Here is a 22,364-nt window from a genome sequence, read left to right as displayed (position 1 = left end):
TGATCCTGCGCTTCAAGCATGGCGACCAGACCCATGCCGCCCGGGCGTACGGCGCCTGGATGGCGCGTGCCGGGGCGGAGTTGCTGGGCGATGCCGACCTGCTGGTGCCGGTGCCGCTCCACCGCTGGCGGCTGTTCGCGCGGCGCTACAACCAAGCCGCCTTGCTCGCCCTCGCGGTCGCCCGCGCGTCGGGCGTGGATGCCTGCCCCGACCTGCTCGTCCGCCGCCGGCGCACGCGCCCGCAGGGCGGCCTCAGCCGGGACGGGCGCCACCGCAACGTCGCCGGGGCCTTCGCGGTCCGTCCGCGGCGCCTGCCGCTGATTGCGGGACGGCGGATCGTCCTGGTGGACGACGTCCACACGACCGGTGCCACCCTGGCGGAATGCGCCCGGGTGCTCGCCCGTGCCGGGGCCGTGCGCGTCGACGCGCTGACGCTGGCGCGCGTCTCGACGCCCGGCGGGTGAGGGCCGGCGGGTGATGGCTGGCGGGTGAGGGGGCGGCAAGCCCGCCCGCTCAGCTCCGCTCGATCCAGGTGATGCGCAGCAGGTTGGTGCTGCCGGGCGTGCCGAACGGGATGCCCGCGGTGATGACCAGCCGCTGGCCCTCGCTGGCCAGCCCGTCCTCGGTCGCGACCCGGACCGCCTTCTCCACCAGCTCGTCCTGCTCGGAGACGTCGCCGGTATGGACGGCATGGACGGAGTAGGAGAGGGCGAGACGCCGCGCCGTCCCGAGGTTCGCGGTCAGGCACAGGATCGGTTGCTCCGGCCGCTCGCGCACCGCGCGCAGCGTCGTCGAGCCCGAGGTGGTGTAGGTGACGATCGCCGCCGCCTGGATCGTATGGGCGACCTGCCGGGCGGCGGCCGTGATCGCGTCGGCCGAGGTGCGCTGCGGCTCGGGATGCTGGGCATCCATGATCGCCCGGTACAGCGGGTCCTGCTCCACGCGCCGGCAGATCCGGTCCATGATCGACACCGCCTCGATCGGATAGGCGCCGGTCGCCGTCTCGGCCGAGAGCATCACCGCGTCGGCCCCGTCATAGACCGCGGTCGCGACGTCGGACGCCTCGGCCCGGGTCGGGGCGGGGGCGGTGATCATGCTCTCCAGCATCTGGGTCGCGACGATCACCGGCTTGCCGGCGAGGCGCGACTCGCGGACGATGCGCTTCTGGATCGACGGCACGTCCTCGGCCGGCATCTCGACGCCGAGGTCGCCGCGCGCGACCATGACGCCGTCGGCCATCTCGATCAGCTGGTCCAGGTGCTGGATCGCCGACGGCTTCTCCAGCTTCACCATCAGCGCCGCGCGGTTCGCCACCAGGCGGCGCGCCTCCGCGACGTCCTCCGGCCGCTGCACGAAGCTGAGCGCGACCCAGTCGACCCCGAGGTCCAGCGCATAGGCCAGGTCGGCGCGGTCCTTGTCGGTCAGCGGCGACAGCGGCAGGATCACGCCCGGCACGTTGACGCCCTTGCGGTCCGACAGCTCGGTCCCGCTGATCACCACCGTCTCGGCGAAGTCGCTGCCGTGGCTCAGCACCCGCAGGCGGACGCGGCCGTCGTTCAGCAGCAGCTCGCTGTCGACGGTGATCGCCTCGAAGATCTCGGGATGGGGCAGGGACACGCGGCGCTGCGTGCCCGGCGCCGGGTCGAGGTCGAGGCGGAACTCCATGCCGGGATGCAGCGCGATCGGGCCGGTCGCGAACGGGCCGATGCGCAGCTTCGGGCCCTGCAGGTCGGCCAGCACGCAGGTCGGCCGCCCGGTCTCCTGCTCCAGCGCGCGGATGATCTCCAGCCGCTCGCGATGGTCGGCCTGCTTGCCGTGGCTGAAGTTGAGGCGGAACACGTCGACGCCGGTCTCGAACAGCGTCCGGATCCTCTCCGGCGTCGAGGTGCCGGGGCCGAGCGTGGCGACGATCTTGGTCGAGCGGTGGCGCCGCAGGGCGCCGGGCTTGCGTGTCATGTGCGATGGGACCTTACGAGCGTACGGTTTGCCTCAGGAACGGTCGCCGGCGATCAGGACCGCCCTGAAATCGTTCACGTTGGTGAGCGTGGGGCCGGTGACCACCAGGTCGCCGAGCCCCGCGAAGAAGGAATAGGCGTCGTTGCCCGCCAGCATCGCGCGCGGGTCGAGGCCGCGCGCACGCCCGCGCGCCAGCGTGTCCGGGCCGATCACGGCCCCGGCCGCCTCCTCGGTGCCGTCGATGCCGTCGGTGTCGCAGGCGATCGCGTGGACGCCGGGCTCGCCGCCGAGCGCCAGGGCCAGGCCCAGCAGGAACTCGACGTTGCGCCCGCCGCGGCCCTGGCCGCGCACGGTGACCGTCGTCTCGCCGCCCGACAGAAGCACCGTCGGGCCGGCCGCCGGCTGCCCGTGGCGCAGCACCTGCAGCGCGATCCCGGCATGGACCTTGGCGACCTCCCGCGCCTCGCCCTCGATCGAGTCGCCCAGGATCACGGGGGTGTAGCCGTGGCCGCGCGCGACCTCGGCTGCCGCCTCCAGCGCGTCCTGCGGGCGGGCGACGATCGCGGCGCGCGCAAGGCCCAGGCGCGGGTCGCCGGGTTTGGGCGTCTCCTCGGCGGCCGCGGCGAGATGCGCGGCGACCGCGGGCGGCGGCTCGATGCCGTAGCGCGCCAGCACGGCGCGCGCGTCGGCGAAGCTGGTGGGGTCGGCGACCGTCGGCCCGCTCGCGATCACCGCGAGGTCGTCGCCGGGCACGTCGGAGACGGCCAGGGTCACCAGGCGGGCGGGATGCGCGGATGCCGCCAGCCTTCCGCCCTTGATCGCGGACAGGTGCTTGCGCACGCAGTTCATCTCGGCGATGTCGGCCCCGCTCCTCAGCAGCGCGCGGGCCACGGCCTGCTTGTCCTCCAGCGTCAGCCCCGGGGCCGGCAGCGCCAGCAGCGCCGAGCCGCCGCCCGAGATCAGGCACAGCAGCAGGTCGTCCGGGCCGAGGCCGGAGGCCAGCTCGACGATGCGCGCGGCGGCGGCCCGGCCCGCGGCGTCCGGCACCGGGTGGGAGGCCTCGACGACCTCGATCCGGCCGGCGGGCGCGCCATGGCCGTAGCGGGTCACCACCAGGCCCGACAGCGGGCCGTTCCAGTGCCGGTCCACGGTGCGCGCCATCGCCGCCGCGGCCTTGCCCGCGCCGACCACGACCGTGCGGCCGGCCGGCGGGTCCGGCAGGAAGCGAGGCAGGCAGGTGTCGGCGTCGACCGCGTCGAGCGCTGCGCGGAACATCGCCCGCAGCACGGCATCGGGGGGTGTGGACACGAGGGTTCCCGTACTTGTCGTCTTTGCCGTGAGGGTCCACCTTGCCGCAGCGGGCGCCAAAGTCAACCCGTCGGGTTGCGCGTGCACGCGCCGGCGCGGCCGTGGCGGGCCCGGCTCCCCTCAGGCCGGTTCGGTCTCGAACTCCGCCGGGGCGGTGATCTCCAGCATCTCCAGGTCGTCGGAATGGGCGATCTCGACATGGCGGATGCCGGACGGCTGGTGGACGCAGGACCCGGCCTCCAGCAGCACCTCGCCGACGCCCTCGTAGGAGAACTTCACCCAGCCCTTCAGCACGTAGACCATCTGGAAGTCGAGCGCGTGGCGGTGCCAGCCCGAACCGCCCTCGCCGCCGGGCCGGGCGCGGATGACGTGGGCGTTGAAGCGGCCGCCCGTCGCCTGCGCGATGCCGAGGTCGCGGTACTCGAAGAAGGCGCGCAGCCCGTCGTGGCGGAACGGCGCCCCGGCGGCATGGCTGACGGTGAACTTGCCGGCGTCGGGCTTGCCGGCATCGAACTGGCCGGCATCGAACTTGCCGTCTGCGGGCTTGTCGTCCTCGCTCATCGGGCGGGGCCTCCCGGTTTCGTTCTGGAAAAGCGGCCGAGCCCGGCCAAGTGGTAGCGCTCCAGCACCCAGGCCAGATGCGCCCTCATCGCGTCCGACGCGCGCTGCGGGTCGCGGGCCGCGATCGCGGCGTGGACGGCGCGGTGGTGTTCCAGCACCGTCAGATCGTCGTCGGCGGCGAACAGCTCGTGCCGGTGGAAGTCCAGCATGTGGCCGAGCGTCTCGCGGATCACCGACAGGATATGGGTGTAGACGGGGCTGCCCGACGCCTTGCCGACCGCGAGGTGGAACTCCATGTCGTCGCGTCCGCGCTGGGCCAGCCGGGCCGGGTCGGCCATGCGCCCGATCGTGCGCCCCATTTCGTCCAGGTGCTCCGCGGTCGCGTTGCGCGCCGCGCGGCCGGCGGCCCAGGCCTCCAGCACGAGGCGGATCTCCGCGAGGTCGTACAGGTTGTCGAGCTTGACCCGGATCAGCTCGGTCAGCGCCGGGTCCATGTCGCGGGTCGAGGACAGCACCCGCGTCCCGCCGCCCTGGACCGCGGCCAGGAAACCCTGGGTCTTGAGGCGCTGCAGCGCCGCGCGGACCGAGACGCGGCTGACGCCCATCTGCTCGGCGAGCTGGCGCTCGCCCGGCAGGCGCTGGCCCGGCGTCAGCTCCCCGCGCGCGATGCTGTCGAGCAGCCGGGCGGCGACCCGGTCGCTCACCCTGTCGCCCAAATGTTCTGCCGCCGGGCCGTCGGGCGCCTGTTCCGTCACGTCCAATGGTCCTCTCCCGCCCGCGTCTGGGCCAGCCGCGATGGTAATGCCGTTGCCGGTCGCACACCAGGGGGTGCGCTTCGCGGGTCCGATGCCGGTCCCGCTGGCATCGACCCGGGTTTCGGGCTAAAAGGCCCGTCGAGCGGCCGATGCGCCGCGCAGCGCCCGGACCGCCGATGCGACCTGCCGATCCAGTGCCGACCGCCTCCGATCCCTCCTGTCCGTCCCCGCTCGGCCCCGGCGATCCGCCGCCGGTCACGGTCCTGAACCGCGAGGGACGCGCCCCGGTGCTCGTGCTGTGCGACCATGCCGCCAACGCGGTGCCGGCGCGGCTCGGCCGGCTCGGCCTCGACGAGGCGGCGTTCGGGCGCCACATCGCCTACGACGTCGGGGCCGCCGGGGTGACGCGGCTGCTGTCGCGGCGGTTCGATGCGCCGGCCGTGCTGTCCGGATACTCGCGCCTCGTCGTCGACATCAACCGGGCGGTCGACGACCCGACCTGGCTGCCGGAGATCAGCGACGGCGTCGTCGTGCCGGGCAACCGCGGCCTCGGCGCGGCGGAGGTCGCGGCCCGGCGCCAGGCGATCTACGACCCCTACCACGCCGCCGTCGCCGCGGAGATCGACCGGATGCTGGGCGAGGGGCGGGTGCCGGCGATCGTGTCGATCCACAGCTTCACCCCGGTGATGCGGGGGTTCGAGCGGCCGTGGCACCTGGGCGTGCTGTGGGACCGCGACCCGCGGCTGTCCGTGCCGCTGATCGAGGCGCTGCGCCGCGATCCCCGCCTCGTGGTCGGCGACAACGAGCCCTATACCGGCCGCGACACCCTCGGTTCGACCACGGACGTCCACGCCACGCGGCGCGGCCTGCCCCACGTGCTGGTCGAGCTGCGCCAGGACCTGGTGGTGACGCCCGCGGGCGAGGCGGAATGGGCCGGCATCCTCGCCGGGGCGCTGTCGCCGCTGCTCGACGATCCCGCCCTGTACCGCGTCGAGAGATACTGATCCCGGCCCGCCGCCGCTCTTGCCTCGCGGCGCGCGGCTGGATAAGGTCCCGCCTCTTCCGAGTAGCCCCCGATGCCTCCGATGGGCCGTCGGGGCGGCACCGCTCGGACCCCGGACACCGAACTCGGAGAGACCCATGGCCATGGCTGAGACGAGCAACGACGTCGGCGGGATCGCGGCCGACCGCCTGCGCTCCTTCATCGAGCGCCTCGAGCGCCTCGAGGAGGAGAAGAAGGGGCTTCAGGACGACATCAAGGACGTGATGGCGGAGGCCAAGGGGACCGGCTTCGACACCAAGATCATCCGGCAGATCCTGCGGCTGCGCAAGCAGGCCAAGGAGGAGCGCCAGGAGATGGAGGAACTGCTCGAGCTGTACAAGGCGGCGCTCGGCATGGAGTGACGCCGGAGACGGGCCGGGAGCGCGCTCCCGGCCCTTGCCCGGTCAGGCCCGCCGGCTGAACTCCTCCGCCGCGACCGCCATCGCCTGCTCGATCACGGGATAGCCGCAATAGGGCAGGAGGTTGTACAGCGTCTCGACGATCTCGGCCCGGGTCGCGCCGACGTTGAGCGCGGCGGCGATGTGGACCTTCAGCGGCGTCACCGTCGTCTGCGTGCCGACCGCGGCCATCGCCGCGACGGCGGTCAGCTCGCGCGTCTTGGCGTCGATGCCCGTGCGCATGAAGATGTCGCCATAGGCGTGCTCGACGATCATGATCCCGATGTCGGGCGCGATGTCGTCGAAGCTGCGGATCACCGCCTCGCCGGCCGACTGCGACGTCTGCCCCATCGTGTCCATGCCGCGCTTCAGGCGCGCCGCCTTCGTCTCCGAGACGATCGTGCGGGCGGCGACCGGCTTGGCGGCGGCGTCCGCGCCGGCTCCCGCGAGGACCGCTTCGGCCACCGCTGCCGCCTTCGCCATCTTCGGGAATCCGGCCTGGACGCCGATCTGCATCAGCAGTTCCGCGATCTCCTCGCGCGTGGCGCCGCGTGCGAGTGCCCCGTGCAGATGGAGGCGCAGCGCGTCCGTCCGGTCGCCCACCGTCGCCAGCATCGAGACGACCGCGAGCTGCTTCGCCTTCGCCTCCAGCCCGTCGCGCGACAGGACCTCGCCATGGGCGAACTCGACGGCCCAGCGCGCCAGCTCCGGCGCGGCGTCGGCGTGGTCGGGCAGGTAGCGTTCGGGGTCGCCGCCCGACAGCGCCGCCAGGTGCGCCAGGCCGCGGGCGTGGCGCTCCTCGCCGCTGTCGGTGACCGGCGGCACGGCCGCCATCTCGATGCCGCGGCTGCGCAGCACGTCGCGCACCAGCGCGGTGGCGTTGATCGCGACCGGGAAGCCGATCACCGCGATGGTCAGGATCACGAGTTCGACCAGCTCGCGCGGCGTGCCGCCGACGCCGAGATAGGCGCCCATGTGCCGCTTGGTCTCGTCCTGCTGGCTGCCGAGCGCCATCAGCGAGGACACCGTGCACAGCGTGCGCGTCTTGAGGTCGAGCCCCGGCCGTGCCGCGACCTCGCCGTAGGGCACCGCGACCGCGAGCCGCGCGAGGTCGGGCGATAGGGCCGAAAGCGCCCTGGCCGAGGCTTCGCCCTCCTGTCCGAGGAGGCTGCGCAGCAGCTCCAGGCCCCGCGCGTATGTCGCGTCGGCGGCGGTGCCGGCCGCGGCGGCGGCCGGGGCCAGCGCCGGGGCCAGGACTGGTGCCGCGACCGCGCCTGCCGCCAGCACCCCGGCGCCGCGGGCGAGGAACTGCCGCCTGCCGGTAAGGCCGCCGCTCGCCTGCAGGATCTCGATGTCGTTCGCGGAGGCGGGATGTTCGTCGTTCCGAGGCATCTGTTGCATCGCTTCCCTCCATTACGGGCACCTGTCGAAAATAACAGGTAGAGCACACTCCGACGCAAAAGAAGTACCGTGTCAACGGAATCTTATTTCTTCATACAATCGATATATTCCCTAAAGGATTTTCTCTCATTTCTATTATAATTTTATGCGTTTTTTCTTTTCATTGTCTGTTTCGGCGGAACCTTGTGGTCGGCTTGCCGTAGGTCGCTTTCACTCCGCGATGGCGGGCGCCGGAGCCAGCGGCGGCTCGTCGGCTGGACAGAGGCCGGAAGCGGGCTTATAGAGGCGGGTGCCCGGGCGCAGCCGCGTCCCGCCCCTCCATCGCGGAACCCGCCCAGGATCATGGTGGCCATCGACGTTCGCCCGGTCTTCTACGTGATCGGCAACCTGCTGATCATCGTGGCGGTGGCCATGCTTGCCCCGATGGTCGTCGATCTCGCGGTCGGCAATTCGGACTGGTTCGTGTTCGGCACCGCGTCGGCCCTGACGCTCTTCTTCGGCGTCCTGCTGGTTCTGACCAACTGGACGCCGGCCAAGACCCTGAACCTGCGCCAGACCTTCCTGCTGACGACCTTCGCCTGGATCGTGGTCTGCACCTTCGGGGCGCTGCCCTTCATCTTCGCCGAGACGCGCCTCGACTTCACCGACGCTTATTTCGAAGCGATGTCGGGGCTGACGACGACGGGAGCCACCGTGATCGTCGGTCTCGACCGGCTCGCCCCCGGACTGCTGCTGTGGCGCTCGCTGCTGCAATGGCTGGGTGGTCTCGGGATCATCGCCATGGGCATCGCGATCCTGCCGTTCCTGCGGGTCGGCGGGATGCAGCTCTTCCGGGCGGAGTCCTCCGACCGCTCCGACAAGGTCGTGCCCCGGGCAAGCGACCTTGCGGTGGCGCTCGGCTGGATCTATCTCGGGCTCACGATCGCCTGCACCGTGCTGCTGACGCTTTCCGGAATGCCGACCTTCGATGCGGTCAATCATGCGATGACGGCGGTTTCGACGGCGGGCTTCTCCACCAAGGATGCCTCGGTCGGCCATTGGGACAGTGCGGCGGTGCATTGGGTCCTGACCGTGTTCATGGTGATCGGGGCCCTGCCGTTCGTCCGTCTCATCAGCTTGGCGAGGGGCGATGGCCGATCGCTGTGGCGAGACAGTCAGGTCCGCTGGTTCCTCGGGTTCCTGGCGGTGATCTCGCTGGCGATGGGTGGTTGGCTGTCGCAAACCGCGGAGATCGCCTGGCACGACGCGCTACGGCTCGCTACGTTCAATATCGTCTCGGTCGTCACCACGACCGGCTACGCCTCGACGGATTATGGTCTCTGGGGGCCGTTCGCGGTGGGCGTGTTCCTGATCCTGACGGTGATCGGTGGCTGCACGGGCTCGACGACGGGCGGCATCAAGGTGTTCCGCTTCGAGATCCTGTTCATGGTGATGCGGGTGCAACTGATACGGCTCTACAGCCCGCACCGCATGATGCCGCTGACCTATGGCGGCAAGCCCGTCGACAACGACATCATGGTCTCGGTGATGGCCTTCGGCTTCGCCTTTGTCGCTTCGATCCTGATCACCTTCGTGATCCTGTCGGCGATCGGGCTCGACTTCCTGACAGCCATCTCCGGCGCCGCCACCGCCATCGCCAACGTCGGCCCCGGGCTCGGTCCCGTCATCGGCCCGGTCGGCAACTTCTCGTCGCTGCCCGACAGCGCCAAATGGGTGCTGTCGGTCGCGATGCTGCTCGGCCGGCTCGAGTTCTTCACGGTCCTGGTGCTGCTGAACCCCAAGTTCTGGATGCGGTGATTCGGCCCTCTCCGCGGCCGAATGCCCCCTCGAACGCCCCCTCAAACGCCCCTGTACAAGCATCCGTCCCTGTGAAAAGACTGCCGCGCTCCGGCTGACGACGAAGGATCACCGCGCCTTGACGCCGCCCCCGACCGACGAGCGGGATTTCCTCCTGCGCAACATCTGGTACTTCGCGCTTCCGGGCATCCGCCTGAAGCGCGGAGCCATGGTCGCGAAGACCTTGCTCGGCGAGCCGCTGCTGTTCGGCCGCCGCGACGACGGGTCGGTCTTCGCGCTCCGCGACATCTGCCCGCATCGCGGCATCCCGCTGTCCTACGGCGCCTTCGACGGCCGGGAGGTCGAGTGCCGCTACCACGGCTGGCGCTTCGACGGGGACGGCCGCTGCACGGCGATCCCGTCGCTGTGCGAAGGCCAGGACCTCGACGTCGGCCGCATCCGGGTGAAGGGCCGGCCGTGCCGGGAGGTGGACGGGAACCTGTGGGTGTGGTTCGGCGACCGCGAGCCCCCTCCGGAGGGCGACGAGCGCGACGTCCCCAGGGTCCCCGGCATCGGGGCACCGGGCCCCCGCCTCGTCGAGACGATGGCGTTCCCCTGCTTCGTCGACCATGCCGTGATCGGGCTGATGGACCCGGCCCATGGGCCCTGGGTGCACAAGAGCTGGTTCTGGCGCTCGCGCCGGTCGATCCACGAGAAGGCGAAGGCGTTCGGCCCGGTGCCCTACGGCTTCCAGATGCGCCGTCACTCGCCCTCGACGAACAGCCGCGCCTACAAGCTGGTCGGCGGCCGTCCCTCGACCGAGATCACCTTCCGGCTGCCCGGCGTGCGGATCGAGCATATCGCCGCCGGCGACCACACGCTCGTCAACCTGACGACGGTGACGCCCGTCAGCTGGACGATGAGCGAGGTCAATCACTGCGTCTACTGGACGATGCCGTGGCTGTCCGCGCTCAAGCCGGTGCTGCGGCCCTATGTGCGCCGCTTCCTGGGCCAGGACAGGGACGTGGTCGTCCAGCAGCAGGAGGGATTGAAGCACGACCCCGCGCTGATGCTGATCCGCGACGCCGACACCCAGGCCCGCTGGTACCATCAGCTCAAGCGGGAATGGGTGCGCAGCGAGGAGGAGGAGCGTCCCTTCCGGAACCCGGTCAAGGAATGCGTGCTGCGCTGGCGGAGCTGAGCGCCGTCCAGGCCGCGGCGTCGCGGTACAATGAGGAGACGACGGCTTCGTGGGTCCGCGTCACCAGTTGGCGCCGCACCTTCAGCGTCGGCGTCAGCAGGCCGTTCTCGATCGTGAACGGCTCCGCCAGCAGGGCGAAGCGGCGGATCCGTTCCGTGGCCGAGAGGCAGGCATTGGCCCGCTCGACCGCCGTCGCGACCATTCTGCGGAACTCCGCGTCCTCGATCAGCAGGGCAGGGTCGCCGGGCTTGTCGTGGCGGCTGGCCCAGTCGGCGGCGAGCTCGGGGTCGGGTACGATGAGCGCCGCCACATAGGGCTTGTGGTCGCCGATCGCGATCGCCTGGCTGATCTCCGGCTCCAGAACTAGGAGCGACTCGATGCGCCGCGGCGAGAGGTTCTCGCCGTTGGTGGTGACGATGATGTCCTTCTTGCGGTCCGTGACGACGAGGTAGCCGTCCGGCTCCATCCGGCCGATGTCCCCGGTGTGCAGCCACCCCCCGGCGAGCGCGCGCTCGGTCGCGCCCGGGTCGTTCCAGTAGCCCAGCATCACCTGCGGGCCGCGAACCAGGATCTCGCCGTCCTCCGCGATCCGGACCTGGGTTCCGTGGACGGGCTTGCCGACGGTTTCGTGGCGGATGCCGGTCGGCGGGTTGACGCTGATCAGAGGCGCGGCCTCGGTCTGGCCGTAGCCCTGCAGGATGCGCAGGCCCGCCGCGTCGAAGAACCGCGCCACGTCCGGGGACAGCGGCGCGCCCCCGGAAATGAAGGCCTTGAGGCGGCCGCCGAAGCGCTGGCGCACGCGGCTGCGCACCAGGCGTTCGAGCAGCCGGTCCTCGGCGGCGCTCCAGCGCGACGCGCGGTCGCCGGCGCGGCGTTCCTCCAGCGCCAGCGCGCGCGCGAACAGCTTCGCGCCGATACCGCCCCCGCTGCGCATCTCCCGCAGGATGCGCGCCCTCAGCACCTCGTAGAGCCTGGGGACCGCGGTGATCAGGGTCGGCCTCATCTCCGCGATGCTGGAGGCGAGCCGGTCCATCGAGTCCGCGTAGGCGATCTCGGCGCCGATCGTCAGCGGGAACATCTGCCCGGCCGTGTGCTCGTAGGCGTGGCTCAGCGGCAGGAAGGACAGGAAGCGCTCGTCCTGCCCGATGCCGATCTCCGCCAGCAGCAGCGCCGCCGCCAGGCAGTTCGACAGCAGGTTGTCGTGGGACAGCAGCGCCCCCTTCGGTGTCCCGCCCGTCCCCGAGGTGTAGATGATGCAGCACGGATCGTCCCGGCCGATCGCCGCGACCCCGTCCTCCACGACGTCGTTGGGGTCGACGCCGCGGTCGAGCAGCGCGTTCCAGCCCAGCACGTCGACGCCGGCACCCCGCTCCGCTTCGGGCGGGGCGAGCGTCACGACCGTAGCAAGGTCGGGGGCCTGGAGGATCGCCGGCAGGACCTTGCGGAACAGCCCGGGCGTCGAGACGACGGCGCAGCGCGCGCCGCTGTCCTTCAGCACATGCGCCTGGTCGGCCGTCGTCGCCGTGGTGTAGACGGGCACGGTGATCGCGCCCACCGACATGATCGCGAAGTCCGCGACCAGCCATTCCGGGCGGTTCTCCGAGAGAATGGCGACGCGGTCGCCGGTCCCGATGCCCAGGCTGCGCAAGCCGCGTGCGCATCGGCGGACGTCGTCTGCCACCTCCTGCCAGGTGCTGGCGACCCAGCGTCCGTTCCGGCGCGCGTGCAGCAGCGGGTGCCGGCCGAGCCTCCCGGCCCGGGAGAAGAACATCGCGGGCAGCGACGGCCAGCCGGCGAAGGCGGCCTCGATCTTCGAGCGATCGGTTTCTGACGTGTCGGCCATGGACGATTTCCGCTCCCGCGATCATCGGACCTTTCGTTAACGCCTGGCGTGCGCCTCCGGCCCCTCGCGTATGAGACGGGATGGCGGCTATGCGCTTGGATGGCGCCGCGGGCGGCCTATATCGGGTCCGTCACCAGGGAGTTTTTCATGAGCGCAACAGCAGCGGCCGGCCGGAGCGAGGGCCCCGACCTCGGAGACCTGCCGAGTTGGGACCTTTCAGACCTGTATCCGGGGCCGGACAGCCCGGCGGTCGCGCGCGATCTCGATCGCTCGGAAACGGAGGCCAAGGCCTTCCGGGAGCGTTACGCCGGGCACGTCGACGATCTTTCCGGCGCCGCGCTCGGCCGGGCGGTCGCCGAGTTCGAGCGGATCGACGAGATGCTCTCCCGGCTCGCCGCGTATTCCTACCTGGTCTATTCCGGCGACATGACCGACCCTGGCATCGCGCGGTTCTACCAGTCGATCCAGGAGCGGGTGAACGCGGTTTCGGCCCATCTCCTGTTCTTCAGGCTGGAGATCAACCAGCTCGACGACGCGGTGCTCCGCGACAGGATGCAGGCACCCGAGCTGCGGCGCTACGCGCCCTGGATCGAGAACGTGCGCATGTTCCGGCGCCACCAGCTTTCGGACGAACTGGAGCGGCTCCTGCACGAGAAGTACGTCGTCGGCCATTCCGCCTGGAACCGGCTGTTCGACGAGACGATCGCGGGGCTTTCGTTCCGGATCGACGGGCGCGACATGGGCATGTCGGAGGCGCTGAACCGGTTCAGCGACCGCTCCTCGGACAAGCGCCGCGAGGCCGCGCTCGAGGTCGGGCGCGTGCTCTCGGCCAATGTCCGGACCTTCGCGCTCGTCACCAACACCCTCGCCAAGGACAAGGAGATCGAGGACAAGTGGCGCGACTTCCCGCGCCCGGTCTCGTCCCGCAACCTCTCCAACCAGGTCGAGGACGAGGTCGTCGACGCCCTCGTCACCGCCGTCAAGGGGGCCTATCCCGACCTGTCGCACAGGTACTACCGCCTGAAGGCGCGGTGGTTCGGGTCCGACCGCCTCGACTACTGGGACCGCAACGCCCCCCTGCCGGGCGACGACGACCGGACGATCCCGTGGTCCGAGGCGCGCGACATCGTCCTGTCCGCGTACCGGCGCTTCTCCCCCGAGCTGGCGGACGTCGGCACCCGCTTCTTCGACCGGCCCTGGATCGATGCGGCGGTGCGCCCGGGCAAGGCGCCCGGCGCCTACGCCCATCCGACGGTTTCCGGCGCGCATCCCTACCTGCTGCTCAACTACCAGGGCAAGACGCGGGACGTGATGACGCTCGCCCACGAGCTTGGGCACGGCGTGCATCAGGTGCTGGCGGCCAAGCAGGGGCATCTGCTGTCCGATACGCCGCTGACGCTGGCCGAGACGGCGTCCGTCTTCGGTGAGATGCTGACCTTCCGCTCCCTCCTCGATGCCGAGCGCGACCCGGCGCGGCGCCGGGTGATGCTGGCCGGCAAGGTCGAGGACATGCTCAACACGGTGGTCCGGCAGATCGCGTTCTTCGACTTCGAGCAGCGCGTCCACACCGAGCGCCGGACCGGCGAGCTGACGCCCGAGCGCCTGGGCGAAATCTGGCTCGCCACCCAGGCCGAAAGCCTCGGGCCGGCCCTGCGGTTCGACGACAACTACCGCCACTTCTGGGCCTACATCCCGCACTTCATCCATTCGCCCTTCTACGTGTACGCCTACGCCTTCGGCGACTGCCTGGTGAACTCGCTGTATGCGGTCTACCAGAACGCCGCCGACGGCTTCGCCGGGCGCTATCTGGAGATGCTCGCCGCCGGCGGCACGCTGCGCCATGGGGAACTGTTGGCGCCGTTCGGGCTGGACGCCTCCGATCCTGCCTTCTGGCAGAAAGGGCTGGGCGTCATCGCAGGGCTGATCGACGAGCTGGAGCACGAGGCGGGCTGAGGCGCCGAACCGCTCCATCCGACCCGGGGACCATCGCATGACGGATGAAAACACGCTCGGCGGGCGCCTTGCCCGCTACGCCCGGGTCGGGACGGCGATGGGCGGGCTCGCCGCCCGCCTGGCCGGCGAACGGTACCTGGGACTGCGGCTCGAGCGGGCCGAGCACGCGGCGGAGCTGCGCACGGCGCTCGGCGGCCTCAAGGGGCCGCTGATGAAGGTCGCGCAGATCCTTTCGACCATCCCCGACGCCTTGCCGCAGGAATACGTGCAGGAGCTGTCCCAGCTCCAGGCCGACGCGCCCTCCATGGGCTGGCCCTTCGTCAAGCGCCGGATGGCCGCGGAGCTCGGGCCCGGATGGCAGGGCCGGTTCCGCAGCTTCGAGCGCACGGCCGCGGCGGCCGCCTCCCTGGGCCAGGTCCACCGGGCGGTCGGCCAAGACGGGCGTCTGCTGGCCTGCAAGCTCCAGTACCCGGACATGCAGTCGGCCGTGGAGGCCGACCTGCGGCAGCTCCGCGTGATCTTCTCGATCTACCAGCGCGCGGACCGCGCCGTCTCCACGCGCCAGGTGCACGAGGAGATTGCCGCGCGCCTGCGCGAGGAGCTCGACTACGGGCTCGAGGCGCGGCACATGGCCGTCTACCGCGACATGCTCGCGGATGTCGAAGGGGTGCATGTCCCGGAGGTCGTGCCCGAGCTGTCGACCCGCCGGCTTCTGACCATGACCTGGCTCGACGGGCGGCGGATCCTGGACTTCGTGCGCACGGAGCCGGAAGCGCGCAACCAGATCGCGATGAACATGTTCCGGGCGTGGTACGTGCCGTTCTACTTCTACGGCGTGATCCACGGCGACCCGCATCTCGGCAACTACACGATCCGGCCCGACCGGGGCGTCAACCTCCTCGATTTCGGCTGCGTCCGGGTGTTCAGGCCGGGCTTCGTCAAGGGCGTGATCGACCTGTACGAAGCGCTTCGGACCGGAGACGACGAACTCGCCGTGGAGGCGTACCGGAGCTGGGGCTTCGATCGCATCTCCAAGGAGCTGGTCGAGGTCCTGAACCTTTGGGCGCGCTTCGTCTACGCGCCGATACTCGACGACCGCACCCGCCAGATCGAGGAGACGAACAGCGGGCTCTACGGTCGCGAGACGGCGGAAAAGGTGCATCGCCGCCTGCGTGAGGTCGGCGGAGTCGAGATCCCGAGGGAATTCGTCTTCATGGACCGGGCGGCGATCGGCCTCGGTTCGGTGTTCCTGCATCTCAAGGCCGAGATCAACTGGTACCGGCTCTTCCACGACCTGATCGCCGGTTTCGACGTCCGGGCCGTGTCCGAGCGCCAGACGGCGGTGCTGTCGCGCCACGGGGTTCCCCTGCCGGCCTGATCCCGCCAGCCTGATCCCGCCGCCTGACCCTCCGTCGACGCGGGGATGCATCCCCGAAATGGCGAGGCATACTTCACAATGTTTCCCCTATCGTGCATGTTGCGTGGCAACAACCGCGGGTGAAGGCGGGTGCCACGCTCAACGGCCGCAAGGGGGTCAGCCAGGATGAAGATCGCGATACCGAAGGAACGGCGCGCCGGCGAACGGCGGGTCGCGGCCTCTCCGGACACGGTGAAGAAATACAAGGCCCTCGGGCTGGACGTCCATGTCGAGGCCGGGGCGGGGGAGGGGGCGTCGATCCCTGACCGGGCCTTCGCGGATGCGGGCGCCGAGATCGGGGAGGACGCGGCCGCGACCCTCGCCGACGCCGACATCGTGCTCAAGGTCCAGCGGCCGACGCTCGCGGCCGACGGCATGGACGAGCTGTCCCTGATGAAGCGCGGCGCGCTGCTGATCGGCATGCTCAACCCGCACGGCGCGCGCGATCTGCTGCCCGCCTATGCCGATGCCGGGGTCACGGCGCTGTCCATGGAACTGGTGCCGCGCATCACGCGCGCCCAGTCGATGGACGTGCTCTCCAGCCAGGCGAACCTCGCGGGCTATCGGGCCGTTCTCGACGCGGCGTACGAGTTCGGACGCGCCTTCCCCATGATGATGACGGCGGCGGGAACCGTGCCGCCGGCCCGCTGCCTCGTGATGGGCGTCGGCGTCGCCGGCCTGCAGGCGATCGCGACGGCCAAGCGCCTGGGCGCCGTCGTCTCGGCCACCGACGTCCGGCCCGCGGTCAAGGAGCAGGTGCAGTCGCTGGGCGGAACCTTCGTCGCGGTCGAGGACGAGGAGTTCAAGCAGGCCGAGACCGCCGGCGGCTACGCCAAGGAGATGAGCAAGGAATACCAGGCCAAGCAGGCGGCCCTCATCGCCGACACCATCCGCAAGCAGGACATCGTCATCACGACCGCCCTGATCCCCGGCCGGCCGGCGCCGCGTCTCGTCTCCGACGAGATGCTGGCGAGCATGAAGCCGGGCGCGGTCGTGGTCGACCTCGCCGTGGAGGCCGGCGGCAACGTCGAGGGCTCGTCCGCGGGCGAGGTCGTCGTCCGCCACGGCGTCAGGATCGTCGGCCACGCCAACATGCCGAGCCGCATCGCGGTGGACGCCTCGCAGCTCTACGCGCGGAACCTGCTCGCCCTCGTCCAGCTCTTCTTCGGGCAGGACAAGGCCTTCGCCGTTCCATGGGACGACGAGATCGTCAAGGCCGTCGCTCTGACCCGCGACGGCGCCGTCATCCATCCCGCCTTCTCCGGCCAGACCGCCTGAGGGACCAGCCGCATGAATCCTGAAACGCTTTCGCAGAACGCGGCGGACCTAGCGACCGCCGCACAGGACCTCGCACTGCGGGCCGCCGAACTGGCGGACGAGACGACCCGCCTGGCTTTGGCGGCCGACCCCGCGGGCGTGCCGTTCTTCGTGGTCGGCCTGACCGTCTTCGTGCTGGCGGTCTTCGTCGGCTACTACGTCGTCTGGCGCGTCACCCCGGCGCTCCACTCGCCGCTGATGTCGGTCACCAACGCGATCTCGTCGGTCATCATCGTCGGCGCCCTGATCGCGACGAGCCCGGATGCCTTCAACTTCTCGACCTTCCTGGGCTTCCTGGCCGTGATCCTCGCCTCGGTCAACATCTTCGGCGGCTTCATCGTCACCCAGCGCATGCTCGGGATGTACAAGAAGAAGCAGCAGGCCAAGAAGTAAGGAGCGCGACCAAATGGAAATCCTCGCCCCGCTGGCCTATCTGGTCGCCGCGGTCTGCTTCATCCTGGCGCTTCAGGGCCTCTCCAGCCCGGAGACGTCGCGCCAGGGGAACATCTTCGGCATCGTCGGCATGACGATCGCCGTCGTCACGACCCTGATCCTTCCGGGCGTGCTGTCGGCGCTGTCGTACACGATGATCATCCTCGGCATCCTGATCGGCGGCTCGATCGGCACCTTCATCGCGCGGCGCATCCAGATGACCGCGCTGCCGCAGCTCGTCGCCGCCTTCCACAGCCTGGTCGGCCTCGCCGCCGTGCTCGTGGCGCTCGCCGCCTTCTACGCGCCGGAGGCCTACGGCATCGGCGTGCGCGGCGACATCCACGCCGGCTCCCTGCTCGAGATGAGCCTCGGCGTCGCGATCGGCGCCATCACCTTCACGGGGTCGCTGGTCGCCTTCGCGAAGCTCCAGGGCCTCGTCAGCGGCAAGCCGCTGGTCTTCGACTACCAGCACCCGCTCAACGCGGCGCTCGGCGTCGTGCTGGTGCTCCTGATCGTCTGGCTGTGCGTCACGAATTCCGGCCTGGCGCTCTGGCTCATCGTGCTGGTCGCGCTGGCGCTCGGGCTGCTGCTGATCCTGCCCATCGGCGGCGCCGACATGCCGGTCGTCGTCTCGATGCTGAACAGCTACTCCGGCTGGGCGGCGGCCGGCATCGGCTTCACGCTGCAGAACAACCTGCTGATCGTCACCGGGGCCCTGGTCGGCTCGTCGGGCGCGATCCTGTCCTACATCATGTGCAAGGGCATGAACCGCTCGATCTTCAACGTGATCCTCGGCGGCTTCGGCGGCGAGGACGCGGCGGCGGGCCCTGGCGGCGGCACGGGCGACCGTTCGGTGCGGGCCGGTTCGGCGGAGGACGCGGCGTTCATCCTCAAGAACGCGTCCAGCGTCGTCATCGTGCCCGGCTACGGCATGGCGGTCGCCCAGGCCCAGCATGCGCTGCGCGAGATGGCCGACGTGCTGAAGGCGGAGGGGGTGGAGGTGCGCTACGCGATCCATCCCGTCGCCGGCCGCATGCCCGGTCACATGAACGTGCTGCTGGCCGAGGCCAACGTCCCCTACGACGAGGTCTTCGAGCTGGAGGAGATCAACCGCGACTTCAGCCAGACCGACGTCGCCTTCGTGATCGGCGCGAACGACGTCACCAACCCGGCGGCCAAGACCGACCCGAAGTCGCCGATCTACGGCATGCCGATCCTCGACGTCGAGAAGGCGAAGACGGTGCTGTTCGTGAAGCGCTCGATGGCGTCGGGCTACGCGGGCGTCGAGAACGAGCTGTTCTTCCGCCCGAACACGATGATGCTGTTCGGGGACGCCAAGAAGATGTGCGAGGAGATCATCCGGTCGGTCGAATAGAGCGTTTCCGGTTTATCCGGAAACGCTCGGGGGCGCGACCGCGCCCCCGCCCCGCTAGGGGCGCTAGCCAAGCCACGGATGCGGCGCCGGCGCCTGAGGAACACGAAATCCCTGAGCGTTTCCGGTTTATCCGGAAATGCTCAGGGACCGCGCGCCCCTCGCGCGGCAGCGCGCGAGGGGCGTCCTCTCCGTCTCACACGGTGCGGACCATGCCGCCGTCCACGCGGATCTTGATGCCCGTGACGTAGGAGGCGCGTTCGCTCGCCAGGAAGGCGACCACGTCGGCGAACTCCTCCGGCGTGCCGTAGCGGCCGACCGGGATCGTGCCGCGGGCCGCGTCGGCGACCTCCTCGACGGTCTTGCCCTGGCGCTGGGCCGTCGCCTGGTCGAGTTCGTCGACCCGGGTCGTGTGGATGCGTCCGGGCAGCACCATGTTGACCGTGATGCCGCGGGGCGCCAGCTCGACCGACAGCGTCTTCGACCAGCCGACCACCGCCGAGCGGATGCCGTTGGACAGCGCGAGGTTGGGGATGGGCTGCTCGACGCCGGAAGACGCGATCGTGATGATCCGTCCCCAGCCGCGCTCGGCCATCGGCGGCACCAGCCGGCGGGTCAGGTGGAACAGGTGGACCGCCATCTTCTGGAACTGTTCCGTCCACTGCTCGGCCGTCGCCTCGAGGGCCGTTCCCGGCGGCGGGCCGCCGCCGTTGTTGACGAGGACGTCCACCCCTCCCTCGGCCAGCAGCCGGTCGGCGAGCGCGTCCACCGATTGCCGGTCGGCCAGGTCGAGCGGCACGAACGACACGCCCTGCACGCCGTCGCCGGGCGCGGTGCGCGCGGCGGCGATCACGCTCGCGCCTTCCCGGGCGAGGGTCCGGGCGATCGCGGCGCCCAGTCCGCGGCTCCCGCCCATCACGAGGGCGCGCTTGCCCGAAAGTCCGAGGTCCATCAGCCGATCTCCTTCAATCTTCTTTCCTGCCGCGCGACCAGCCTGTCGATCTCCGCGATGTCGTCCGGCGTCAGGCGCGGCCCCGGCTTGCGCAGCGCCGCCGACGCGATCGCGCCGCGCCGCGCCAGCAGATGCTTGCGCACGGCCAGCCCGAAGCCGGGTTGCTGCTCGTAGCGCGCCAGCGGGAGATAGGCGTCGAACAGGTCGTGCGCCCGCTCGACCTCGTCCGACGCATGCGCGCGCCAGACATCGACCATCATCTCCGGCCAGGCGAAGCCCGTCATCGCGCCGTCGGCGCCGCGCCCCAGCTCCTCGGGCAGGAACAGGCCGCCATTGCCGGTCAGGATGCTGATGCGGCGGGTCTCGCCCCGGTCGCTGGCGGCGCGCAGGGCCGAAATCTTGGCGAGGCCGGGCCAGTCCTCATGCTTCAGCATCACGCAGCCCGGGACCTCCGCGACGATACGGTTGATGACCGGGGGCGCGATCTGCACGCCGGTCGACAGCGGATAGTCCTGGAGCACGAAGGGGGTCCGCGGGCCGAGCGCCTCGGCCACGCCCTGGTAATAGCCGTGGATCTGGTCGTCCGTGCGGACGGTGCCCGGCGGGGCGACCATGACGCCGGCGGCGCCGTCGTCCATCACCGCCGCCGACAGCTCCCGCATGGACGCGAGGCCGGGACTGGACACGCCGACGACGACGGGGACGCGGCCGTCCAGCCGCCTCAGGACGCGGCGCACGAAGACGCGCGCCTCCTCGGCCGTCAGCTTCGGCGCTTCGCCCATCATTCCGAGCACCGTGATGCCCGTGACGCCCCGTTCCAGGTAGAAATCGACCAGCCGGTCCGTGCTGTCCAGGTCCAGCGCGCCGTCCTCGCCGAACGGCGTCACGGCGATGACGAAGACGCCCGAGGCCGATTCGTCCAGCAATGTCATGACGTGCCTCCGATCGCGGTCCGGACGGTCAGGCGGGCCGGGGCGCCACGAAGCGGCCGGACCCCGCCTCGTTGCGGACGCGGCTGCCGTCCCAGGCGAGGCCGCCGCGCAGGTAGGTGGCGGCCACCCGTACCCGGAACTCCCTGCCGCCGAACGAGCTCCACGTCACCGCCGACTGGCTCCTGGAGGGGTCGTGGACGAAGCGTCCCGGCTCGAGCACCGTGATGTCCGCGTCCCGGCCGACCGCGAGCGCGCCCTTGTCCGCCAGCAGGAAATGGCGGGCCGGCCCTTCGCACAGTTGCCTGGCGACCATGGTCGGCGCGATGCCGTGCTCCTCGCACCCCGTCCAGAACGCAGGCAGCAGCGTCTCCAGCCCCGGGCCTCCGGACTTGTTCTCGAAGATGTTGGGATCGCTCTTCGTCTCCAGGCTCCAGGAGACGTGGTCGGACGAGACGAAGTCGCAGTCGCCCGCCGCGACGTGCTTCCACAACCGCTCCACCTCCGCCTTGGGGCGGATCGGGGGATAGTGCTTGGCGCGGGCACCCAGACGCCGCACGTGCTCTTCCTCGTTCAGCATCAGGTACTGCACGCAGGTCTCGACGGTCGCCGCGTGGCCCGCGCGCCGGTACATGCCGCAGATCTCGAACCCGCGCGCGGTGGAGACGTGGACCGCATGGGCCCGCGATCGGGTCTGGGCCCCGATCTCGTAGATCCGGGCGGTCGCGAGGTCCTCGACCAGGGGGCCGAGGGCGCGGCCGAAGGCATCCCAGCCGGTGTCGCCGGCTTCGATCGCCCCGGCGACGTTGCGCCGCGTCAGCTCCTGGTCCTGGTTGTGGACCCCGCAGGCGAGCCCGGAGGGCGCGATGCGCCGGAACGCCTCGTACAGCACGTCGTCGGCGATCCGCGGGAACCGCGTCGGGCTTGCCTCGTAGGTGGAGAACTTGAAGCCGCAGGCGCCGGCCTCGACCAGCCCCGGTATCCCGTCCAGCGTTCCGTCGGCCGGAATGGTGGCATAGAGCGCCACGTCGACATGGGCGTCGCGGTCGACGATGGCGGCCTTGCGACGGAGCAGGGACCCGTCCGTTACCGGGTCCGGGTCGTCGTAGGGCATGTCGACCATGGTCGTGATGCCGCCGGCCGCAGCGGCGCGCGACGCGATCCCGATGCCTTCCTGACCTGCCTGGCTGCCGGTGTGCACCTGCCCGTCGACCACGCCGGGCATCACCCAATGGCCGCGGAAATCCTGCGCATCCCGGGCCGAAGGCGCCGGCCCGGTCCCGACGCCGGCGATGCGTCCGTCGCGCACGGCGACGTAGCCGTCCTCGACGATCCGGTCCGGGAGCACCAGGTTCCCCCTGACCACCAGGTCGAAATCGCTCATCGCTCGCCTGCTTCCTCGCTCGCCGGGTCTCGTGGGGCGGCGATGCCAGCACGAAAAGCCGCCACCGTAAATACGGGGCGGCTCGTGCGGTCGGCCGTCATGCGACGCCCGGAGGCGGGGCCGCCGGGACGATCAGTAGCCTTCGCGCTCCAGGCGCTTGCGCAGCAGCTTGCGGGTGCGGCGAACGGCCTCGGCCTTCTCGCGCGCGCGCTTCTCCGAGGGCTTCTCGTAGTTGCGGCGGAGCTTCATCTCACGGAAGATACCCTCGCGCTGCATCTTCTTCTTCAGCGCGCGGAGAGCCTGATCGACGTTGTTGTCACGAACCAGAACCTGCACGTTCTTTATCTCTCCTCTTGTTTGATCGGGC

The 22,364-nt window shown here is 70.6% G+C and carries 20 protein-coding genes; 10 read left to right on the top strand and 10 right to left on the bottom strand.

Annotated elements, in window-relative coordinates; all coding sequences use genetic code 11:
- On the top strand, positions 1 to 464 hold a 464-nt coding region (locus tag VGO20_RS26625; RefSeq protein WP_327505436.1), incomplete at its 5' end, for a ComF family protein.
- A gap of 49 nt (positions 465 to 513) precedes the next feature.
- Here the strand turns inward: VGO20_RS26625 and pyk are convergent.
- From pyk to VGO20_RS26605, 4 genes are all read right to left on the bottom strand, one after another.
- On the bottom strand, positions 514 to 1,956 hold the full coding sequence (gene pyk / locus VGO20_RS26620; protein ID WP_327505435.1) for a pyruvate kinase: 1,443 nt from the start codon (positions 1,954 to 1,956) through the stop codon (positions 514 to 516).
- A gap of 33 nt (positions 1,957 to 1,989) precedes the next feature.
- Positions 1,990 to 3,231, bottom strand: a complete 1,242-nt coding sequence (locus VGO20_RS26615) for a glycerate kinase type-2 family protein (RefSeq protein ID WP_327505441.1) — start codon at positions 3,229 to 3,231, stop codon at positions 1,990 to 1,992.
- 153 nt (positions 3,232 to 3,384) lie between these two features.
- Positions 3,385 to 3,825: a cupin domain-containing protein gene (locus VGO20_RS26610; RefSeq protein WP_327505434.1), complete on the bottom strand. Its 441-nt coding sequence runs from the start codon at positions 3,823 to 3,825 to the stop codon at positions 3,385 to 3,387.
- Positions 3,822 to 4,580, bottom strand: a complete 759-nt coding sequence (locus VGO20_RS26605) for a FadR/GntR family transcriptional regulator (protein ID WP_327505440.1) — start codon at positions 4,578 to 4,580, stop codon at positions 3,822 to 3,824. The genes VGO20_RS26610 and VGO20_RS26605 overlap by 4 nt, the downstream gene beginning before the upstream one ends.
- Before the next feature lie 176 nt (positions 4,581 to 4,756).
- On the opposite strand from VGO20_RS26605, the gene VGO20_RS26600 reads away from it, so the two are divergent.
- A complete protein-coding gene (locus VGO20_RS26600; RefSeq protein WP_327505433.1) occupies positions 4,757 to 5,584 on the top strand; it encodes an N-formylglutamate amidohydrolase in 828 nt (275 codons plus the stop codon).
- Between the two features lie 142 nt (positions 5,585 to 5,726).
- A complete protein-coding gene (locus VGO20_RS26595; RefSeq protein WP_414639912.1) occupies positions 5,727 to 5,984 on the top strand; it encodes a DUF2312 domain-containing protein in 258 nt (85 codons plus the stop codon).
- Between the two features lie 42 nt (positions 5,985 to 6,026).
- Here VGO20_RS26595 and VGO20_RS26590 read toward each other — a convergent pair whose 3' ends face one another.
- Positions 6,027 to 7,421, bottom strand: a complete 1,395-nt coding sequence (locus VGO20_RS26590) for a carboxymuconolactone decarboxylase family protein (protein ID WP_327505431.1) — start codon at positions 7,419 to 7,421, stop codon at positions 6,027 to 6,029.
- Between the two features lie 342 nt (positions 7,422 to 7,763).
- Here VGO20_RS26590 and VGO20_RS26585 point away from each other — a divergent pair, with 342 nt between their 5' ends.
- Together VGO20_RS26585 and VGO20_RS26580 are read left to right on the top strand one after the other, a co-directional pair.
- Positions 7,764 to 9,218 (top strand): TrkH family potassium uptake protein, encoded by a 1,455-nt coding sequence (locus VGO20_RS26585; protein ID WP_327505430.1) that lies wholly within the window; start codon positions 7,764 to 7,766, stop codon positions 9,216 to 9,218.
- Between the two features lie 118 nt (positions 9,219 to 9,336).
- The gene (locus VGO20_RS26580; RefSeq protein ID WP_327505429.1) at positions 9,337 to 10,398 is read left to right on the top strand and encodes an aromatic ring-hydroxylating dioxygenase subunit alpha; all 1,062 of its coding nucleotides are present in this window, start codon (positions 9,337 to 9,339) and stop codon (positions 10,396 to 10,398) included.
- Here VGO20_RS26580 and VGO20_RS26575 read toward each other — a convergent pair.
- Entirely contained in the window at positions 10,367 to 12,241 is a 1,875-nt protein-coding gene (locus VGO20_RS26575) for an AMP-dependent synthetase/ligase (protein ID WP_327505428.1), read from the bottom strand. The two genes, VGO20_RS26580 and VGO20_RS26575, sit on opposite strands and share 32 nt — an antisense overlap.
- 147 nt (positions 12,242 to 12,388) lie before the next feature.
- Here VGO20_RS26575 and VGO20_RS26570 point away from each other — a divergent pair, with 147 nt between their 5' ends.
- The 5 genes from VGO20_RS26570 to VGO20_RS26550 all read left to right on the top strand — a co-directional run bounded on the left by VGO20_RS26570 (position 12,389) and on the right by VGO20_RS26550 (position 18,735).
- A complete protein-coding gene (locus tag VGO20_RS26570; RefSeq protein WP_327505427.1) occupies positions 12,389 to 14,194 on the top strand; it encodes a M3 family oligoendopeptidase in 1,806 nt (601 codons plus the stop codon).
- A 37-nt stretch (positions 14,195 to 14,231) separates the two neighbouring features.
- A complete protein-coding gene (locus tag VGO20_RS26565; RefSeq protein WP_327505426.1) occupies positions 14,232 to 15,572 on the top strand; it encodes an ABC1 kinase family protein in 1,341 nt (446 codons plus the stop codon).
- A 165-nt stretch (positions 15,573 to 15,737) separates the two neighbouring features.
- Positions 15,738 to 16,889 (top strand): Re/Si-specific NAD(P)(+) transhydrogenase subunit alpha, encoded by a 1,152-nt coding sequence (locus VGO20_RS26560; protein WP_327505425.1) that lies wholly within the window; start codon positions 15,738 to 15,740, stop codon positions 16,887 to 16,889.
- A 12-nt stretch (positions 16,890 to 16,901) separates the two neighbouring features.
- A complete protein-coding gene (locus VGO20_RS26555) occupies positions 16,902 to 17,321 on the top strand; it encodes an NAD(P) transhydrogenase subunit alpha part 2 (RefSeq protein WP_327505424.1) in 420 nt (139 codons plus the stop codon).
- Between the two features lie 13 nt (positions 17,322 to 17,334).
- Positions 17,335 to 18,735 (top strand): NAD(P)(+) transhydrogenase (Re/Si-specific) subunit beta, encoded by a 1,401-nt coding sequence (locus VGO20_RS26550; RefSeq protein ID WP_327505423.1) that lies wholly within the window; start codon positions 17,335 to 17,337, stop codon positions 18,733 to 18,735.
- A gap of 193 nt (positions 18,736 to 18,928) precedes the next feature.
- Here VGO20_RS26550 and VGO20_RS26545 read toward each other — a convergent pair whose 3' ends face one another.
- From VGO20_RS26545 to rpsU, 4 genes are all read right to left on the bottom strand, one after another.
- The gene (locus VGO20_RS26545) at positions 18,929 to 19,684 is read right to left on the bottom strand and encodes an SDR family oxidoreductase (protein ID WP_327505422.1); all 756 of its coding nucleotides are present in this window, start codon (positions 19,682 to 19,684) and stop codon (positions 18,929 to 18,931) included.
- The gene (locus VGO20_RS26540; RefSeq protein ID WP_327505421.1) at positions 19,684 to 20,616 is read right to left on the bottom strand and encodes a dihydrodipicolinate synthase family protein; all 933 of its coding nucleotides are present in this window, start codon (positions 20,614 to 20,616) and stop codon (positions 19,684 to 19,686) included. Before VGO20_RS26540 ends, VGO20_RS26545 begins: the two co-directional genes overlap by 1 nt.
- A gap of 28 nt (positions 20,617 to 20,644) precedes the next feature.
- Positions 20,645 to 21,997 carry a dihydroorotase gene (locus VGO20_RS26535; protein ID WP_327505420.1) on the bottom strand — a complete coding sequence of 451 codons (1,353 nt, stop codon included), beginning with the start codon at positions 21,995 to 21,997 and terminating at the stop codon, positions 20,645 to 20,647.
- Positions 21,998 to 22,129: 132 nt separating this feature from the next.
- Positions 22,130 to 22,333, bottom strand: a complete 204-nt coding sequence (gene rpsU, locus VGO20_RS26530) for a 30S ribosomal protein S21 (protein WP_327505419.1) — start codon at positions 22,331 to 22,333, stop codon at positions 22,130 to 22,132.
- Positions 22,334 to 22,364: the final 31 nt, after the last annotated feature.

Source organism: Arenibaculum sp. (genome assembly GCF_035998295.1).
Lineage (GTDB): Bacteria > Pseudomonadota > Alphaproteobacteria > Azospirillales > Azospirillaceae > DASYHS01.
This window is presented reverse-complemented; position numbering and strand designations above follow the sequence as displayed.

Coding starts and splice junctions, on each gene's coding strand:
- VGO20_RS26560 (WP_327505425.1), top strand. CDS start 15,738: ATGAAGATCGCGATACCGAAGGAACGGCGCGCCGGCGAACGGCGGGTC.
- pyk (WP_327505435.1), bottom strand. CDS start 1,956: ATGACACGCAAGCCCGGCGCCCTGCGGCGCCACCGCTCGACCAAGATC.
- VGO20_RS26595 (WP_414639912.1), top strand. CDS start 5,727: ATGGCTGAGACGAGCAACGACGTCGGCGGGATCGCGGCCGACCGCCTG.
- VGO20_RS26590 (WP_327505431.1), bottom strand. CDS start 7,421: ATGCAACAGATGCCTCGGAACGACGAACATCCCGCCTCCGCGAACGAC.
- VGO20_RS26585 (WP_327505430.1), top strand. CDS start 7,764: ATGGTGGCCATCGACGTTCGCCCGGTCTTCTACGTGATCGGCAACCTG.
- VGO20_RS26565 (WP_327505426.1), top strand. CDS start 14,232: ATGACGGATGAAAACACGCTCGGCGGGCGCCTTGCCCGCTACGCCCGG.
- VGO20_RS26575 (WP_327505428.1), bottom strand. CDS start 12,241: ATGGCCGACACGTCAGAAACCGATCGCTCGAAGATCGAGGCCGCCTTC.
- VGO20_RS26545 (WP_327505422.1), bottom strand. CDS start 19,684: ATGGACCTCGGACTTTCGGGCAAGCGCGCCCTCGTGATGGGCGGGAGC.
- VGO20_RS26600 (WP_327505433.1), top strand. CDS start 4,757: ATGCGACCTGCCGATCCAGTGCCGACCGCCTCCGATCCCTCCTGTCCG.
- VGO20_RS26615 (WP_327505441.1), bottom strand. CDS start 3,231: ATGTTCCGCGCAGCGCTCGACGCGGTCGACGCCGACACCTGCCTGCCT.
- VGO20_RS26535 (WP_327505420.1), bottom strand. CDS start 21,997: ATGAGCGATTTCGACCTGGTGGTCAGGGGGAACCTGGTGCTCCCGGAC.
- VGO20_RS26540 (WP_327505421.1), bottom strand. CDS start 20,616: ATGACATTGCTGGACGAATCGGCCTCGGGCGTCTTCGTCATCGCCGTG.
- VGO20_RS26550 (WP_327505423.1), top strand. CDS start 17,335: ATGGAAATCCTCGCCCCGCTGGCCTATCTGGTCGCCGCGGTCTGCTTC.
- VGO20_RS26570 (WP_327505427.1), top strand. CDS start 12,389: ATGAGCGCAACAGCAGCGGCCGGCCGGAGCGAGGGCCCCGACCTCGGA.
- VGO20_RS26555 (WP_327505424.1), top strand. CDS start 16,902: ATGAATCCTGAAACGCTTTCGCAGAACGCGGCGGACCTAGCGACCGCC.
- VGO20_RS26610 (WP_327505434.1), bottom strand. CDS start 3,825: ATGAGCGAGGACGACAAGCCCGCAGACGGCAAGTTCGATGCCGGCCAG.